This is a genomic window from Psychrobacter pacificensis (assembly GCF_018336615.1).
Classification (GTDB): domain Bacteria; phylum Pseudomonadota; class Gammaproteobacteria; order Pseudomonadales; family Moraxellaceae; genus Psychrobacter; species Psychrobacter pacificensis.
The window spans coordinates 2909280-2925917 of the sequence record NZ_CP048752.1; the positions used below are offsets into that span (position 1 = coordinate 2909280).

The 16638-nt window shown below is 42.6% G+C and carries 13 protein-coding genes and 2 tRNA genes; 1 reads left to right on the plus strand and 14 read right to left on the minus strand.

Annotated features, from left to right (window positions below; genetic code table 11):
* Window positions 1–108 precede the first annotated feature (108 nt).
* The 14 genes from pnp to tpiA form a co-directional block, all read right to left on the minus strand.
* On the minus strand, window positions 109–2211 hold the full coding sequence (pnp, locus tag GYK50_RS12325; protein WP_071002599.1) for a polyribonucleotide nucleotidyltransferase: 2103 nt from the start codon (window positions 2209–2211) through the stop codon (window positions 109–111).
* 723 nt (window positions 2212–2934) lie between these two features.
* Window positions 2935–3201: a 30S ribosomal protein S15 gene (gene rpsO, locus GYK50_RS12330; protein WP_058023603.1), complete on the minus strand. Its 267-nt coding sequence runs from the start codon at window positions 3199–3201 to the stop codon at window positions 2935–2937.
* Window positions 3202–3575: 374 nt separating this feature from the next.
* A complete protein-coding gene (locus GYK50_RS12335) occupies window positions 3576–3752 on the minus strand; it encodes a hypothetical protein (protein ID WP_167669387.1) in 177 nt (58 codons plus the stop codon).
* 126 nt (window positions 3753–3878) lie between these two features.
* Window positions 3879–4040 (minus strand): hypothetical protein, encoded by a 162-nt coding sequence (locus GYK50_RS12340; protein WP_156770984.1) that lies wholly within the window; start codon window positions 4038–4040, stop codon window positions 3879–3881.
* 92 nt (window positions 4041–4132) lie between these two features.
* Window positions 4133–4657: a type 1 glutamine amidotransferase domain-containing protein gene (locus GYK50_RS12345; protein WP_071002600.1), complete on the minus strand. Its 525-nt coding sequence runs from the start codon at window positions 4655–4657 to the stop codon at window positions 4133–4135.
* Window positions 4658–4992: 335 nt separating this feature from the next.
* Window positions 4993–6081, minus strand: a complete 1089-nt coding sequence (truB, locus tag GYK50_RS12350) for a tRNA pseudouridine(55) synthase TruB (protein ID WP_071002601.1) — start codon at window positions 6079–6081, stop codon at window positions 4993–4995.
* Window positions 6082–6090: 9 nt separating this feature from the next.
* Window positions 6091–6480 carry a ribosome-binding factor A gene (locus GYK50_RS12355; RefSeq protein ID WP_093069711.1) on the minus strand — a complete coding sequence of 130 codons (390 nt, stop codon included), beginning with the start codon at window positions 6478–6480 and terminating at the stop codon, window positions 6091–6093.
* Window positions 6481–6682: 202 nt separating this feature from the next.
* The gene (gene infB / locus GYK50_RS12360; RefSeq protein ID WP_212564037.1) at window positions 6683–9418 is read right to left on the minus strand and encodes a translation initiation factor IF-2; all 2736 of its coding nucleotides are present in this window, start codon (window positions 9416–9418) and stop codon (window positions 6683–6685) included.
* 151 nt (window positions 9419–9569) lie between these two features.
* Window positions 9570–11054, minus strand: a complete 1485-nt coding sequence (gene nusA, locus GYK50_RS12365) for a transcription termination factor NusA (RefSeq protein ID WP_186475309.1) — start codon at window positions 11052–11054, stop codon at window positions 9570–9572.
* A 137-nt stretch (window positions 11055–11191) separates the two neighbouring features.
* Complete coding sequence (rimP, locus tag GYK50_RS12370) at window positions 11192–11692, minus strand: ribosome maturation factor RimP (RefSeq protein WP_212564038.1); 501 nt, start codon at window positions 11690–11692, stop codon at window positions 11192–11194.
* A 443-nt stretch (window positions 11693–12135) separates the two neighbouring features.
* Window positions 12136–12212: transfer RNA gene (locus GYK50_RS12375), tRNA-Met, on the minus strand.
* A gap of 123 nt (window positions 12213–12335) precedes the next feature.
* Window positions 12336–12420, minus strand: a tRNA-Leu gene (locus tag GYK50_RS12380).
* Window positions 12421–12562: 142 nt separating this feature from the next.
* Window positions 12563–12871, minus strand: a complete 309-nt coding sequence (gene secG / locus GYK50_RS12385; protein WP_021814138.1) for a preprotein translocase subunit SecG — start codon at window positions 12869–12871, stop codon at window positions 12563–12565.
* Window positions 12872–13086: 215 nt separating this feature from the next.
* A complete protein-coding gene (gene tpiA / locus GYK50_RS12390; protein WP_093069701.1) occupies window positions 13087–13899 on the minus strand; it encodes a triose-phosphate isomerase in 813 nt (270 codons plus the stop codon).
* A gap of 667 nt (window positions 13900–14566) precedes the next feature.
* On the opposite strand from tpiA, the gene pilB reads away from it, so the two are divergent.
* On the plus strand, window positions 14567–16282 hold the full coding sequence (gene pilB / locus GYK50_RS12395; protein ID WP_093069698.1) for a type IV-A pilus assembly ATPase PilB: 1716 nt from the start codon (window positions 14567–14569) through the stop codon (window positions 16280–16282).
* The last annotated feature ends 356 nt before the right edge of the window (window positions 16283–16638 follow it).

Genomic DNA, 16638 nt, shown 5'->3' on the forward strand with positions numbered 1-16638 from the left:
TCTCTAGCCAGTCATCATTTTTTTGCGCCCATAAAAAAACCGCCTTGGGCACTCATAAGAGCATCCCAAGGCGGTTTTTATGAATCAAACTACATCAAATACTGAGCCTTAGTTCTGCTCAACACCTTTCATCGTCAGTTTGATACGGCCGCGGTTATCAACGTCTTGCACAAGCACTTTAACGACCTGACCTTCTTTCAGATAATCAGATACATTTTCTACGCGCTCTTCTGCGATTTGTGAGATGTGCACTAGGCCATCAGTGTTTGGTAATAGGTTAACAAACGCACCAAAGTCGACGATACGAGCAACCGTACCTTCATAAGTTTTGCCAACTTCAACTTCAGCAGTTATTGCTTCGATTTTACCGATAGCGGCTTTAGTCGCTGCTTTGTTTTCACCAAAGATACGAATCGTACCAGCGTCATCGATATCGATAACCGCACCAGTCTCTTCGGTTAGCTGACGGATAGTTGCGCCGCCTTTACCGATAACGTCACGAATTTTGTCTGGGTTGATTTCGATAACGGCATAGTTTGGTGCATGAGCGTTGATTTCAGTACGGCTCTCAGGCAATACTTGGTTCATTGCGTCCAAGATATGGATACGACCAGCGTGGGCTTGCTTAAGCGCTTGCTCCATGATGTCAGGGGTAATACCTTCAATCTTGATATCCATCTGTAGTGCAGTGATACCGTTTTTAGAACCGGCTACTTTAAAGTCCATATCACCTAGATGATCTTCGTCACCTAAGATATCTGACAAGACAGCAAAACGCTCGCCTTCTTTAACCAGACCCATCGCGATACCAGCAACTGGTGCTTTTAATGGTACGCCTGCATCCATCAACGCCAAGCTTGCACCGCAAACAGACGCCATAGAAGATGAACCGTTTGATTCAGTGATTTCTGATACCACACGGATGACGTATGGGAAGCGTTCGCTATCTGGAAGCATCGCTTGTACACCGCGGCGTGCAAGGCGACCATGGCCGATTTCACGACGCTTTGGCGCGCCTTCACGACCCGTCTCACCTACTGAAAAGTGTGGGAAGTTGTAATGCAGCATGAAATGGTCGCGAATCGTGCCACCTAGTGAGTCAATCATATTGACATCACGGGTGTTACCAAGCGTGGTTGTCACCAATGCTTGCGTCTCACCGCGGGTAAACAGTGCTGAACCATGTGTATATGGTAGAACACCCACTTGTACGTCAAGTGCACGAACCGTCTCAAGATCACGACCATCAATACGCGGCTTACCTGACAAGATATTGTCACGCACGGTGCGGTATTTTTGTTCTTCATAGATGTCTTTGAGCTCAGACACTTTGTCACTGTAGTCGTCCGCTTCAGCATCACCTGCTAGGCTCTCAATGATGGCTTGCTTAATCTCATCAAGGGCCGCGTAACGCTCTTGCTTTTCAGTGATGGTGTAGGCTTCAGCGATTTTGTCGCCGAACTGTTCTTTTACCGCAGACTCTAGCTCAGCATTGGCAGCAGGCGCGGTGAATTCTTGCTTTTGTGTGCCCACTTCTTCAGCAAGGGCAACGATGTTGTCGATGACGATTTGTTGCTGCTCGTGACCGTACAAGACTGCGCCTAACATTTGGTCTTCTGACAGCTCTGCTGCTTCTGATTCAACCATCAATACTGCTGATTTGGTGCCCGCAACCACAAGGTCAAGGTCACTGGTTTCTAGCTGCTCAAGCGTTGGGTTTAGCACGTATTCGCCATCGATAAAGCCAACGCGTGCGCCAGCGATAGGACCGTTAAACGGCGCATCTGAGATTGCCAATGCCGCTGATGCACCAATCATCGCGGCGATGTCTGCGTGCTGCGTCTTGTCTGATGACACGACGGTGGCAGTAATTTGAATCTCGTTTACATAACCTTCAGGAAATAACGGACGAATCGGACGGTCGATTAAGCGAGAGGTCAGCGTTTCAAACTCGCTCGCACGGCCTTCACGTTTGCCGTAAGCACCTGGGATTTTACCCGCAGCGTACATTTTTTCTTGATAGTTTACGGTCAATGGAAAGAAGTTTTGACCTTCTTTGGCTTCTGATTTTACGACTGCTGCGACAAGTACGGTCACGCCACCCATATGTACTAATACAGAGTTTGCTTGACGGGCAATTCGGCCTGTCTCGATAACGACCTGCTGATCGCCGTACTGAAATTCACGCTTAATGGTATTAAACATTGTCATATAATCTTCCTAATGTTGACTGACAAAAGTGATATCAGCTTTGAAAAACCTGATATCTGTCATTAAAATTCTGTGTATATGGTCATTAACTGACAATCTCTCTATTAGAAATCATCTCAATCAATGCCAATAACTTTACCTAATTATTTCATATATCTTTTCGTGCTAGACATCGTACTATTATGTATATTTGGTCGTTCAATTTTGGCTTTACTATAAATACTATCAAACAGACATTAAGTCAAAAGACTTCGGCGCTAAAGACCGTCCAGGCTATGTCTACGCTCTCAAGAATCAGCTATTTACGCAGTAAGCTAAGAGACAAGTACTTTATCAGTAGTCGCTATATATTCAGTAGATATACTATCGAACTCACAAGGCATTATTTTACAGTGATTTATAGCCATTGACCAATTAATTGCAGAACAGAGCCGTTATCGATAGGAAATACTGATTTTAACGCCCAATCAGCATCATTATCATTATTTTTGGTAGCTGATGTTTGTCGACATTGATGTGTTTTAGACAAATGGTGCTATCTAAACATAGCTTTCAAAATGAATAAGCATAAAAAAACGGCGTGAAACTATTCCACACCGTTTTTAGAAAAATCTATTTTATCGATAACAACAAACAAGTTCCAAGCGGTTAGCAAAAATTTTAAGATTCTGCCATATAATGGCGTCCTTTGTTTTACCACCCACTCGTATTATTGTCGTTAGATTAGCGACGTAGACCTAACTGACTGATAAGAGTGGTGTAGCGACCAAGATCTTTACCTTTTAGGTAATCAAGCAATTTGCGACGCGTGTTAACCATACGGATAAGACCGCGACGGCTATGATGGTCAGCTTTATGTTCTTTGAAATGATTCTGCAAATCGTTGATACGAGCGCTCAACAAAGCTACTTGAACTTCTGGGGAGCCAGTGTCGTTTTCGCCACGTTGGTATTGAGCGATGATTTGTTCACGATCGGTATTAGTTAGCATAAATATCTCCGGCAATGCTAAAAACTTTAAAAACGGACTACAATTTGAGTCAGATTAAAAGCAGTAGAATAGTAAATAAAATAACTTGCGCGCCATTCAGGACAACCCTGCATTACTAGAGTTGACCTAGTGTACGACAAATTCAGTTAAAGATAACGACCATTTAACACGTTTGAACGTATGCATTATATTTATCAACGTCAACACCTAGTTAAGGTGTGGATCTAACTAACATACATTATTCAAAACCTGATTTAAATGTGAGGGCAATTATAACAAAAAACTGCTGAACTATCAGCAGTTTTTCATAAAACTTGTAAATTTAGATCTGGCCTTAATGGGAGGACAGTTTATCAACAGATGACAATGTTTGCTTATTTGTTAATATCATCTTGTGTTGCATTGCCACCTAGCTCGTCATCGTCAAGTGGTGACGCTGTGGTGGCTTCTGCCAAACTATCAGGAGTAGCATCCTCACCAGGATCAATGTCTTCTGATAATTGCTGAATTTTTTTTTCTTGCGCATCCATATTATCTGTTGAGTTACTCATGTTAGCTCCTACATTATTATTTTTCAAAATATCTATTTTACAGTTACCAATACTAAAATAATTATTGCTACTAAGCTAAAGCCAAATGCAGCTGTACCATTCTAGGCTGAATGACACACAAAGATACTATTTGTCTTCTTTAGCATCTTTTACATTACTAGCAATGCGGTCTGCTGCTGCTTCGCTGTTTTCAGTATGGTTGTCTTCAGTTTGACTCTTAAGAGCGGCCGTTGCCGATTCAGCACGTTGTTGCTCAAGTTCAGTATCATTTGGGTTAGAGTTAGACATAATATTTTCCTTAATTGTAATTATATCTTTAATTGTAATTATAAATAGTTGAGAATTTTTAATTTTTCATCTTTCAATAAATAAAGCAAAATTTAAGACAATGCTTTGTCGATAGCATCGACAAAATTACTGATATCATCTGGATTACGTGAAGTAATTAAATTGCCATCGACTTGTACAGTCTTATCGACGTACGTCGCACCAGCATTTTCTAGATCGGTTTGCAGCGTATGATAGGCGGTTAGTGTTTTGCCTTTAGCAATGCCCGTGTTGATAAGTGCCCAAGGTGCATGACAAATCACAGCTAATGGTTTACCTGCGTCGTTAATGGCATTGATAACCTTATGAGCGTCTTTGTTACCACGAATAGTATCAGCGTTCACTGTACCACCTGGCAATACCAATGCATCATAATCGGAAACATTTGCATCTTTTACGAAGATATCAGCAGTAAAGGTATCACCTTTATTTACATCCTGCTGCATGGCTTGGACTTCTTTAGCATCGTTCGTAGTGATCAGTAGCGTCTTATAACCTTTGTTTTTTAGCTGGTTATTCACATCTTCATATTCTGCTTGCTCGAAGTTATTGTGTAGTAAAAAAGCGATCGTTTTCATAATATTTCCTTTTGTATTTAGCATTGAGTTTGTATTAATTCATTTGTTTTAATATTTTTATCATTCATTAATGTTATACATCGTTAATAGTCTTCCCTTGACTGGTTTTATACTTATTAGAAAATGTCCTTGGTTATAATTCTATTTTTTGGTTATTATTGTCGTCCATTTTCATTTTATGCAGCTGTCCTTAACTGGTATATACACTGTATAAAAAAAACAGGTTTCACCATAGGCGAAACCTGCAATAAAATGTGACGGTATGTGATTAGTGTAAACCATTAGTAAAGCAGACAAAAACCGTTGCCTACTGATCAGCATTTATTAATACAGCCTCAACGTTGGATAAGCTTTTTGGGCTGTAAGCGTCCATTGAGGCTAATGGCGCCCAATCCAAGAAATGCTCCTTGCTCATTTAGCAAGCGTATATCAACAGCTAACTCGTGCTGTAAAGGCTGCGAGATGTCCATGCTGTCTTCAGTACCGATATCAGAACCAGCAATATTGGTTTCTGCTTCACTGGCATGGGATATTTGATGAGCAGCATTGCTTGCAACATAATCTCTAAGCTTACCTATCAAGCTATCGGATACGTTTAAGCGCTGTCCCATATGTACGCGCGCGCACTGTTCTTCGGTCAGTACCAACTCAGCATCGATATCAATACACGCATCGACAGGCAATAACTGAGAGTGTCGGCTATCTAAGTCTTTGTCTTCTAAAGCCGATAGTGCAATAGAATCATCAATACTAAAATTACCGACTTGCGTGCGACGCAATGCCGTTAAATGTCCAAGCGTTCCTAGCTTTTTTGCAATATCCTCTGCTAATACGCGTACGTAAGTCCCTTTGGTACAAGTGACTGTCAAACAAATCTGTATATCATCAATCGCATGCAGCTCAATCGCCTTAATAATGATATCTCTCGGTGGCCTATCAATTTCAATACCAGCGCGGGCATACTCATACAGTTTTTTGCCATCTTTTTTTAATGCTGAATACATCGGTGGTATCTGCTGCTGAGGGCCCAGAAATTGCTGTGCGATAGTAGCCAATGAAACATCATCAAATGTTGGAATAGATGATTGTGCCACCACTTGACCGTCTGCATCACCCGTATCGGTTTGACTACCAAGCAAAATCGTTGCTTGATAAGACTTGTCAGCATCCAGTTGATAATGACTAAACTTGGTCGCTTCGCCTAGGCAAATCGGCAATAAACCAGTTGCCATCGGATCAAGCGTACCAGTATGACCAGCCTTTTTGCTATCGTGTATCGGTGACTTAAACAAATACTTCACTTTCGACACAACTTGCTGTGAAGTCATACCTTTGGGTTTGTCCACCAAGATAACCCCTGAAACTTTTATTTTTTCAGGTGCTTTGCTGGCTTTTTTATCAGGTTGCTTAGACGTTATAGACATAATAATAACTTACTCGTCATTCTCGTTTTGCTCAGTTTTGTTGACGGCTTTATTAATCAAGTCCATCATGTAGTTACCACGAGCAGTCACTTCATCATAGTGAAAGCGTAGGCGCGGCGTAGTACGTGTTTTTAGGCTATGGCTCAGCTCAGTACGCAAAAACCCTGCTGCTTTATTCAGTACTTTGACGCTTTCTACGTGATTGGTCTTAGTCATGGCATCATTGAGCTCAGGCTCCATGATAGTGACATAGATATCTGCATAGCCTAAATCTGGGCTCACTTTGACACTGGAGATTGTGACAAAACCTGTCAGACGAGGATCATTGACTTCATCACGAATAAGAACAGCAAGCTCACGCTGGATCTGATCGGATAAGCGTTGTAAACGTTGGTTCATGTTGTTACCTTACTTTAATGGGTCTATTGTTATTAATATATAGAACTGTTTGCTAAAAAATGTAGTAATGATATTTGCTAAAAAAGGCCTAGCAGGGTGTACCTGATAGGCCTAAGTACAGCTGAATATCGACAGAGTATCTAGCATGCTCAGCACATTTGGCATATTGCATTGCTACATACTCTGTTATCGAACAGCGGCTTTAGATAGTACGGGCGAACTCTTGAATTTCAAAGACTTCGATCTTATCGCCAGCTTCGACATCATAGCCACGAACGGCCAGACCACATTCCATACCAGTACGTACTTCATTGACGTCTTCTTTATAACGACGTAATGATTGCAATTGACTAGTAAAGATGACTTGGTCATCACGCAATACGCGGATAGGTTTGTTGCGATAGATTGTACCTTCAACCACCATACAACCAGCAGCCGCACCAAACTTACTAGAGCGGAATACTTCACGAACTTCTGCAACACCCAAGATTTTCTCACGATGTTCAGGAGCAAGCATACCACTCATTGCAGATTTCACATCATCAATCAAACCATAGATGACACTATAGTAACGAATATCCATGTTAGCTGTATCTGCTTTACGGCGTGCGGTGGCATCTGCACGGACGTTAAAGCCTAACAATACCGCTTCGCTAGATTCTGCAAGTGTTACGTCAGACTCAGAGATAGGACCAACACCTGAACTGATAACTCTGACTTTTACTTCATCAGTAGACAATTCATTTAGGGCAGCTAGTAGTGCTTCAAGTGAACCACGTACGTCTGTCTTCAATACAATGTTCAAGAATGACACATCGCCTTGACCCATCTGATCGAACATGCTTTCTAAACGCATGGCATTTTGACGCTCAAGTTGGCGCTCACGCTCACGGTTAGTTCTAAAGGCCGCAACTTCGCGCGCTTTTTTCTCGTCCGTTACTACTAAGAATTCACTACCAGCCGCAGGTGTTTCAGGCAGACCTAAAATCTCTACAGGAATAGAAGGGCCAGCTGATTTAACACGTTGACCATTCTCGTCAGTTAGTGCACGTACTTTACCATAGTGCTCACCAGCTAGAACCAAGTCGCCTTGTTTCAACGTGCCTTTCTTAACTAGAACACTAACCACAGGGCCACGACCTTTTTCGAGTCTTGATTCAATAACCACACCTTGTGCAGCACCGTCTAGTGGCGCCTCTAACTCCATTAACTCAGCTTGCAAGCTAATAAACTCTAGTAAGTCGTCGATACCTTCGCCTGTCTTGGCTGAAATACGTGCCATTGGTGTGTCGCCACCCCATTCTTCTGTGACGACTTCTTTGGTAGTCAATTCATTGAGAACACGGTCAGGATCAGCACTTGGCTTATCCATTTTATTAATAGCAACAATGATTGGCGTACCAGCAGCACGTGCATGATCAATCGCTTCTGCCGTTTGTGGCATCATGCCATCATCAGCTGCGACGACAAGTACAACAATATCAGTTGCCTGAGCACCGCGTGAGCGCATTGCGCTAAACGCCGCGTGACCTGGAGTATCAAGGAAAGTGATAACACCACGATCGGTTTCTACGTGATAAGCACCGATATGCTGAGTAATACCACCTGCTTCGCCAGTCGCTACTTTGGTCTCGCGAATCTTATCAAGCAATGAGGTCTTACCATGGTCAACGTGACCCATGATAGTGACGACAGGTGGACGGGTTTGCACGTTACTGCTGCGCTCATCAACGGCATCTTGTAGATCGTCTTCGACCTTGGTATCACTGACAAGGACAGGGTTGTGACCCATCTCTTCAACGATCAGACTTGCTGTCGCTTGATCGATGGTATCTGATTCGCGAGCGATTTCACCCATTTTCATCAATAATTTAATGACTTCACGAGCCTTGACTGCCATACGCTGTGCAAGATCTGCAACAGTGATGTGCTCACTAATCTCAACATCATAGACGATTTTTTCGACAGGTTTTTCAAACTTATGTTGTGATGCTTGTGTTGAACGCAAACCGTTTTTACGGTTTTTGATTTCACGCTCATCTTGATTCTTACGACGACGACCACGAGCACCCGTGCTGTTTGCACCGCGTTTGATTTCGCGACGTTCTTTTTCAAATGACTCTTCTAATGCATCACCGACCAGGCCTTCAGCCAATGGTTCATCTTTACGCACTTCGGCAACAGGCTCACGATCGGTATATTTACCAGCCATTTTACGCATTTGCTCAAGCGTACGCTTTTGCGCTTCTTCTGCTTGAGTACGGCGAGTTTCTAATTCGATTTCACGTAGACGCGCTTCTTCTTTCTCACGAGTTTCGCGAGCTTTACGCTCAGCAGCTGTCTCAACTTTAGGTTTAGTAGCAGTAACCTTTTTCTTCGGCTGCTCTTTAGGCTTGACTTCAACGGTGGCTTTGCTCGCTTTACCGCCTTTTTTAACGACAACTGAGGTGGAAATATCATCGTTTTTGTCGTCTGATTTTTTGCTAGAGCCTAAGCTTGCACGCATTGCAGCTAAAGTTGCTGCTTGGCGCTCTTCTGCTTTTTTCTTGGTCGCAGCACGTTCTTCTGCTTCTTTAGCAGCACGCTCTTGAGATTCAATGAGAGCCTGCTCTCGCGCGGCTAATTCTTCAGCTATTTTCTTTGGATCCGGCTTCTCAAATACTTTCTTTTTGCGTACTTCAACATTAACGCTCTTAGATTTACCCGAAGAGCCAGTCACACGAGCGGTACTCGTTGTCTTAGATTTGAGACTAATACGACGCTTTTCGTTTTGACCATGACTTTGTTTTAAATACGTCACCAACTTCTCTTGCTCAAACTCGGTGACTAGGTCATCCTCTGCGCGAGCAGGCAGGCCAGCATCTACTAATTGCTGCTTTACAGCACTTGTAGTTTTGCCTACCATTTCTGCCAGTTCTTTGACGGTCTTATCTGCCATTTATTATCACCTACTGTCTATTATTTGCTATATGTTCAATTCAGTTGTTGGCTACAAATGATTGGGTTAAGGCCAGTATTTACAGTATGTAGACACCAGCACTTTATTCTCAATAGCATATCACCAAAAGACAGCGATATGCAGTTACCGCTTATTCATCGAACCAAGATTCCCGAGCTTTCATGATGAGTTTTCCTGCAGTTTCGGAGTCTAATCCTTCGATATCTTCTAGATCGAAGACGGCTTGTTCTGCTAAATCATCCACGGTAATAATATCTTTTTGTGCCATTTTATAGGCCCAGCTGACTGTCATACCTTCAAGCTCTTGAAGCTCTTGACTTGGCTCTTTCATGTTCTGTTGTTTGACCAGCTCATCAGCAATGACGACGTCTTTAGCACGTTCTTGAATCATGTCGATTGCTTCATCGTCTAACCCTTCAATGTCATAGAAGGTATCGACTGGCACATAGGCCACTTCTTCGATACTGGTAAAACCAATATCAACCAGCGCCTGCGCTAGATCTTGATCAACTTCTAGGCGATCATAAAATAATTCAATAAATGCTTTTGATTCGTTTTCTTGACGCTGTTTGTACTCTTCTTCGAGCATCATATTCAGCTTATAGCCAGTCAACTCAGAGGCCAAGCGTACGTTTTGGCCTTGTGAGCCAATCGCGCGTGCCAGTTGATCGTTGGTGCTAAAGATAATATCTGCTGTTTGAGTGTCTTCATCTAAGATGATGCTGCTGACATCAGCTGGTTCTAAAGAGCTGATGATGAACTGAGCTGGATCATCTGACCATACTACGACATCGATACGCTCACCATCTAGCTCTTGCTGTACTGCTTGGATACGTGTGCCACGCATACCAATACAAGCCCCAACAGGATCGATACGATGATCGTTGGTCTTCACGGCTATTTTAGCACGAGTACCAGGCAGGCGAGCGACGTTACGGATTTCGATAATTTGTTCTGCAATCTCAGGTACTTCTTTTTGCATCAATGCTGATAGCATTTCAGGATGCGTGCGAGATAACAATAGCTGTGCACCGCGGTTTTCACGGTTTACATGATATAAGATGGCGTTGATACGTGATTTTGGACGTAGCTGCTCACGTGGCAACATTTGATCGCGTGACAAGTAGCCTTCAGCATTGTCGCCTAAGTCGATGATATAGCCATCACGTGTCTGTTTCTTGACTTCGCCATACATCATTTCACCAACACGCGGCTCAAAAGCGTCTGCCACAAGTGCACGCTCAGCTTCACGGATTTTTTGGATGATGACCTGCTTTGCTTGAGTGGCTGCAATACGACCAAATTCAATCGATTCGATTTGCTCTTCTTTGATATCACCAATTGACCATTCTTTTTGATCAAGATCTGTGATAGCAAGCTGACAAGCAGGCATTTCATGGTCTTCATCTGCAACCACGGTCCAATAACGATAAGTGTCATAATCGCCAGTTGCACGGTCAATAGCTACTCGCACAGCCACTTCTGGCTGCTCGGTATATACTTTTTTCTTGGTCGATACCACCAAAGCGTCTTCTATGGCTTCAAAGATGTCTTCAGGATTTAAGCCCTTTTCATTACTGACAGTTTCTACTACCGTTAAGATTTCACGACTCATGCTATACCTGTCCTATCATTTTTTAATTGACTTAAATTTTATAATTTGGGTGTTGCTATTATATAGTTACTATAAGCCACATAAGCTATTTGAAGATGACACTGCTGATCTATGAGCAGCTGCCTAATAATATGTCGTTAGGCATCTTCGTAAACTAAGTTGGCTTTATCAATATTACTTAATGCAATCTCAAACTGCTCACCATCGCTTGACGTCAGTTTTAAAACTTTATCATCGATACTATCTAATGTACCTGTTGCTTTACGACGTTTTTGATCACCTGTGCCGATAGCTTGAATCAAACGTAAGCTTACTGTTTGACCCACATAGGCATGCATTTGCTCATCTGAGAAAAATGCACGGTCAAAACCAGGTGAAGACACTTCTAAAATATATTTACCAGCGATAGGATCATGAACTTCGAGGATACCGCTTACTTGATGGTTCACTGCGGCACAGTCTTCGATAGTAACGTGCTTATCTTGGGCTTGGTCTTCTGGCAATGCCTCAATATAAATACGCAATAAAGAGCGACGGCCTTGTGGCGCAAATTCTATACCCCATAGCGACACATCGCAAGCGGCCACAGCAGGGGCAATAATATTAGTCAGTTCTGCAACTTTAGTCGAAAGCTTCATAATCTCTTTGTATTTTCCTATTCGCTTATCTATCGTACTCAGTAAACCGTATCAAAGCTTTGCTCTTTTCGTACTTATATATAGTAAGAGTTACGGTCATTATATAATGGTAAACCACAAACATATAACAGGTATTGTGCGTTTATATAGGGGCGAGCCTAAAAAACATCAAGCTCAGCCAAACAATGCTTTTATTAGTTATAAAGCACTACTATCGATAAAAGCGTGAGGAATAAAAGATAGTGTTGCTTAAGGAGCATCGTGCCAGTGGCGGCCGATGATGACCAGTGACGAGTAATATCGTACTCTATAGACCTAGAGCTTAACATAAGTAGGATAGATACCGCGATAACACTGACCTTCAGATACAAAAAAACCCACAAACATTATGGTGGGTTAATCGGTACTGACAAATTTAGTGTACAAAACATCAGTATAAAAAGTGGTAGCGGGGGCTGGATTTGAACCAACGACCTTCGGGTTATGAGCCCGACGAGCTACCAGACTGCTCCACCCCGCATCAATCTAGAACGCATATTATAGTGAGATAATGTAGAAGTGTCAACACTTTATTTAAAATAATTATAAATCAAGTGATTACTACTAAAAATCCAACCTGACGCTATGCTACGTCTATAAAACTTGGTGCGATTGGGGGGACTTGAACCCCCACGGCTTGCGCCACCACCCCCTCAAGATGGCGTGTCTACCAATTCCACCACAATCGCATTTTACTACTCTGTTTTCTAACTTCCTATCTACTATATATAATGCGTAAGGTAGGCATTAATAGATAAGGACTTGCGAAAATAGAAAAGCATTGTAAATGTAACCTACCAAAATAGCAAGCACTGACTACTCAAAAGCCACTTATTCAGGATTTTGTGTCAATGGACGCGGCGTTTGCGGTGCTGACACTGGCGCGTCTAGACGAAACTGGTCTTCGGCCTGCTTACGCGCATGCACCGCCAGCGTCATACTGGTAATAAAGAATATGACCGTTAGTACTGCAGTCGCACGCGTCAAAAAGTTGGCAGTTCCCGCTGCACCAAATACAGTACCTGATGAGCCGGCACCAAAAGAAGCCCCAGCATCTGCCCCTTTACCATGCTGTATCAAAATCAAGCCGATCATGGCAATGGCCACGATAATATGCAGGGCTAATATAAACGTAAACATGGTGGCCTCTTTTGCCGCGTAATGACGACTGATAACGGAAAATAAAACGTAAGGTTAATAAAAATAATGACTAGCATCTCATGATACCAAATCGATTATATAAATAAGGCGCATTGTACACGAATGCAAGGGTACTGTTAAACCTACTTTTACCAACTGGTAAAACCATACTGTCTATCAGCTATGATACTGATATCTGAGCGTTATTTATTTGATTAAGCATTCGCTTGACTAAAAGCATCAGCGATCGCTAAGAAGCTATCTGCTTTCAATGAGGCACCGCCAACCAATGCGCCATCAATCATAGAGTTAGAAGCAAAGCTATCAGCATTATCAGCATTAACGCTACCGCCATACAGTACGGTAATCGCACCTGCTATGTCAGCAAAGCCTGCAACGGTTTGCTTGATATGTTGATGAGTCTTACTGACCTCTGTCACAGTCGGTACTTTACCTGTACCAATCGCCCAGACAGGCTCGTACGCAATAATCAATCTCTCGGACAAAGAAGCTGTAATATCTGGCTGCTGCGCCAGTAAATCTTTGATCACTGAGAGTTGTTCATTGATAACGTCAAGTGTTTGACCATTATCATACTGTTCTTGCGTTTCGCCGATACAGAACACCACACCAAGATTTTGAGAAAACGCATGATACATTTTATTTATTAGACAGTCATGAGATTCTTTATGATACTGGCGACGCTCAGAGTGACCAAGTATCGTCCAAGTAGCTCCTGTATCTGCGACTTGCTGTGCTGAGCAGTCTCCGGTGTAAGCGCCTGTGCTTGCACTATGAGCGCTCACGTCTTGAGCGGCGCTGATTATTGGAGTATTTGCTAAGCGTGCACTGACTGCGGCCAAATGAATACTGCTTGGTGCTACCATCAATTTGCATTGACTATTAGAGGTTGGCATTTTAGCTTGATTTTTAGCATCAACCTTAGTCAGCAGGTCACTTAACAGCGCATCAACATCATGGCTAGTTGCCGGATTCTGCTTCCAATTACCGATCACCCAAGCTTGCATACTTATTTACCTTGTCTCATGTATTCGCGCCAATTCGGCTCATATGCGCGCCAGTATAACAAATAATTCGTAAGTGCTATAGTAGTGTGCTGCCAGAAGCAGCGGTGCTTTTCAATACCTATGTTCAAAAATGACAACTAAAAACAGAGATTTTGACGTATTGATTGTTTAATCATTTGTAGAAAGCCTTTAAACTAAAATAAAGTAAAGTCGTATATTGTGTCTAACAGAAATTAAAAATTATTAGGGCGTGTTGAACATTCGCAAATAGGCACTGCTGATCGCTAAAATTGTTCCAGACAAGGCACAAAGCGACGATAATGCAGATGCCTTAGCGAGATTTGTAACGCAGTATGGGGCAATTTTAGCATCAGCCCCAACGATAAAAGCAGGGGACAGGACTCTTTTTTGCCGCTTCATCGTTAAAAATAAGCGCTTAGAATGACTAAACTTATTATTTTTAACATCGAATCGCCTAAAAAATAGTCGCTGTCAGTGCCATGGTCGAATGTTCAACACGCCCTAAATGCTCTCTAAGTTATTACGAAAGAAGTAGAAATAACTTGCTGAATCAAAATACGCATCCATTACCGCAAATATATTAAAGCATATATAGTAGTCTGTATTCTAAAGCGGTGTGCAAACCCTTTATCAAGGAGAGGTCATAATGTCTATTACAACCAGTAAATATGGTGGTCTAGCGCAGCAGCTCATCAGTGATGGTGTCGTTAGCGAAGCAAATATGAAAACGGCACAGATTGAGTCGCAGGAGCAGAAAATCGGATTGGTGCCGTACCTTGTAGACAATAAACTGGCTGATTCTTATCACCTTGCTCAAATGTTATCACAAGCCTTTGGCGATCCCTTGTTCGATCTCGATGCGCTCAGCACTGATGTCATTCCAAAGGACTTAGTCGATGAAAAAATCGTCCGTAAGTTTAATGCATTGCCATTATTCAAGCGCGGCCAACGCTTATTTGTAGCGCTTAGTGATCCAACTCGTGTTGATGCTATTGATGCTATTGCCTTTAATTCTCGCTTGTCTATCGAAACGATTGTTGTTGAAGAAAACAAGCTAAAAAAGCGTATCGAAAGCGTTTACGCTGATACGATGCAGAGCTTTGACAGCTTCTCTGACAGTGACTTAAATGTTGGTTTTGAAGATGGTGATGACGATCAGGACGAAGGGACAACCAAACTTAATGATGGGGTCGATGAAGCACCTGTTGTAAAATTCGTCAATAAAATGTTGGTCGATGCTATTCGCATGGGTGCCTCTGATTTGCACTTTGAGCCTTACGAAAAATCTTTCCGAGTACGTTTTCGTGTTGATGGCGTGATGCAAAAAATAGCCAGTCCGCCAGTCCAGCTCGCTGGTAAAATTGCGGCTCGTCTAAAAGTCATGTCACAGATGGATATCTCAGAGCGCAGAATACCACAAGATGGTCGTATCAAGCTCAAAATCTCTAAGACCAAAGCCATCGATTTCCGGGTAAACTCATTACCAACCTTATTCGGTGAAAAAATCGTTTTGCGTATCCTAGATCCTTCATCAGCCATGCTTGGTATTGATGCGCTAGGGTATGAACCTGATCAGCAGGAGATGTTTTTAGAAGCGCTGCACAAACCACAAGGTATGCTACTGATTACTGGCCCTACTGGTTCTGGTAAGACAGTCTCTCTTTACACAGGTATCAATATCTTAAACACTGGTGCCACCAATATTTCAACCGCCGAAGACCCTGTGGAGATTAACCTTGAAGGTATCAATCAGGTCAATGTCAACGCTAAGGTCGGCCTAACCTTTGCTAATGCGCTCAAGTCTTTTTTGCGTCAAGATCCTGATATTGTCATGGTTGGTGAGATTCGTGACTTGGAAACTGCCGAGATCGCTATTAAAGCGGCACAAACAGGGCATATGGTACTCTCCACCCTACATACCAATTCAGCACCTGAGACATTAACGCGTTTGCGTAATATGGGAGTGGCGTCTTTTAACATTGCAACGTCAGTCAACTTAGTCATTGCGCAACGTTTGGCGCGGCGACTGTGTAAGAACTGTAAAAAACCGATCAATATCCCTCGTCAAAGTTTGCTAGAGATTGGTTTTACTGATGCAGATTTGGATAATCCAGACAACGTGATTTATGAGCCAGTGGGCTGCAATGAGTGCCGTGAAGGTTATAAAGGCCGTGTAGGTATTTATGAGGTGATGAAGGTCAGCCCCGACATCTCACGTATCATTATGGAAGACGGCAATGCCATAGATATCAAAGATGCGGCGCTCAAAAATGGTTTTCGAGATCTACGCCGTTCTGGGGTTTTAAAAGTTCTGCAAGGTGTCACTAGTATTCAAGAAATGATGCGCGTTACTTCTGAATAAGTAGCATAAGCATTAAGTCGTATATGCAACTATTAGGGCGTGTTGAACATTCGCAAATAGGCACTGCTGATCGCTAAAATTGTTCCAGAGAAGGCACAAAGCGACGATAATGCAGATGCCTTAGCGAGATTTGTAACGCAGTATGGGGCAATTTTAGCATCAGCCCCAACGATAAAAAGCAGGGGACAGGACTCTTTTTTGCCGCTTCATCGTTAAAAATAAGCGCTTAGAATGACTAAACTTATTATTTTTAACATCGAATCGCCTAAAAAATTGTCGCTGTCAGTGCCATGGTCGAATGTTCAAAACGCCCTAATCTTCTAGTATTTTTCTTTCTAAAGGCTCCTAACGTAGAA